Annotated in this window: 2 protein-coding genes; both read right to left on the bottom strand. The window is 43.4% G+C overall.

Annotation, left to right across the window (positions count from 1 at the left end):
* Positions 1–722: IS3 family transposase (locus tag KTE19_RS13645; RefSeq protein WP_249778674.1), on the bottom strand; the 722-nt coding region annotated here is incomplete at its 3' end.
* Complete coding sequence (locus KTE19_RS13640; protein ID WP_054656232.1) at positions 719–1,255, bottom strand: helix-turn-helix domain-containing protein; 537 nt, start codon at positions 1,253–1,255, stop codon at positions 719–721. The genes KTE19_RS13640 and KTE19_RS13645, both read right to left, overlap by 4 nt.
* Positions 1,256–1,310 lie beyond the last annotated feature (55 nt).

Genomic DNA, 1,310 nt, shown 5'->3' with positions numbered 1-1,310 from the left:
AGACACTCACGTTTCATCAGATTAAAGAAACTTTCAATTGGTGCGTTGTCATGGCAGTTTCCCTTTCGGGACATGCTTTGACAGATATTCATGTGCGTTAAGCGGCGTTGATAATCAGGAATTTGATACTGCCAACCTTGGTCCGAATGAAGAATCGGGCGAATTCCTGGTCTCAAGTGAGGTTTAAGTTTATCCAAGGTGGCATGAATCAAAGCTTTATTTGGAGAAGTGCCGACAACGGCAGCTAATACTTCACGACTGGCTTCGTCGGTAATAGCTGAAATGTAGCCCCATTCACCGTTGTACAAGCGTACTTGAGTAACATCTGTATGGAAAACCGTTAATGGTTGCTTGGCATTAAACTGCTGTTTAAGGACATTGGGCGCCACTTTACCGATTCGACCCTTATAGGAATGGTATTGAGCGGTATGTTTTGAGTAAATCGAGACTTTCAGACCCATATCGCTCATTAGTCGGCGAATTGTCTCTTCCGCATATTTAAATCCATGTTTCACTGCTGCATCATGAATTCGTCGATAACCGTAGGTTTCGCGTGTCTTGGAATATAGTTTTTGAATGAAAACCTTAACTTTGGCATATTTATCCGGCTTCTGGTTCCGCTTAAGTCGGTCATAATAAGTTGCCCGTGGCAGCTTTAACGCCCTTAATAGTTCTTGAAGTGCATAGTGCGACCGTAACGATGAAACAATACTGGCTTTCATCTTCGTGGTGAGCGATTGGGAGCCTTCCTCGTTAAAGTCGCAAGTGCTTTTAAAATATCACGATCCAGTTCAGCTTCATGCAGTTGCTGCTTAAGATTTAAGATTTCCTGCTGATATTTCTCTTCTTGGGTTGGTTTCAGTCGCTTGATAGTCTTAGTGCGTTTACGCTTATTGGTGGTCGGTCTTCCTCTCCTTTTCGGACGCAGTCCGGCAACACCTTTTTCCTTAACGATTTGATCCCATGAATAGACCTGGCCCTCAGAGATTCCAAAATGTGCTGCTGCACGCGCTCGACTTACCTGATGTGTACCCATATATTCTATCACTGCTACCTTAAAGGATTGGGAATAGGTGGCTTTAGTATGCCTAACTGCAAGAGATTGCGGACCATGTTCTTGGGCCCGTTGAACCCACGCACGAACAACGCTAGTTGATGGAACTTTGTATTGCTTACACAGTTCACGATAACCAATGTCACCCTTGAGATAACGAGAAACAACCTTCACTTTGAATTGACTACTATATTTTGTCACAAGAAAAGCCCCACAATCATTAGACTTACTTGTCTAACAATTGTAGGGCACTTCA

The organism is Lentilactobacillus dabitei (assembly GCF_019061365.1).
GTDB lineage: Bacteria > Bacillota > Bacilli > Lactobacillales > Lactobacillaceae > Lentilactobacillus > Lentilactobacillus dabitei.
The sequence above is the reverse complement of the archived record's forward strand: the minus strand, read 5'-3'. Positions and strand labels throughout refer to the sequence as shown.